We start from the raw sequence: 426 nt of genomic DNA on the forward strand, positions 1-426 counted from the left end.
CCACCGATGCGGCCTGGTCGGCCACTGTTCCCCGCAGGTGCGGGTGCGCTGTGAGGATTTCCCGGAGCAGGGCTCCGGTGCCGCCGCCGACATCGATCACGTGGCGGACGTCCGACCAGTCGTACGCGGTTCCGATTCCCTTGGTGGACTGGGAGACCTGGGACATCAGTCGGTCGAACGACTCGGTCCGCGCGGGTGAAGCGGCCAGGTCCGCCCAGAACGGGGCTCCGTGGACCTTCTCGTAGACGGAGGTTCCGGAGCGGACCGCGTCCACCAGGTGGTGAAAGGTGCTGTCGAGCCGCCCGGCCACTTCGTCGGCGTCCAGCCACTGACGCAGATTGGCCGGGTGATCGGCCAGCAGTTCCGCGGCCAGTTCGGTGAGCGCGAAGGTGCCGGGTTCCGGCTCGGCGAAGATGTCCCGGCAGG

General features: G+C 69.0%; 1 protein-coding gene. It reads right to left on the bottom strand.

Annotated elements, in window-relative coordinates:
* A partial coding sequence (locus NQU54_RS48840; protein WP_306279901.1) for a methyltransferase occupies window positions 1–426 on the bottom strand: 426 nt, incomplete at both ends.

The sequence above is a fragment of the Streptomyces malaysiensis subsp. samsunensis genome (assembly GCF_024519315.1).
Classification (GTDB): Bacteria; Actinomycetota; Actinomycetes; order Streptomycetales; family Streptomycetaceae; genus Streptomyces; species Streptomyces malaysiensis.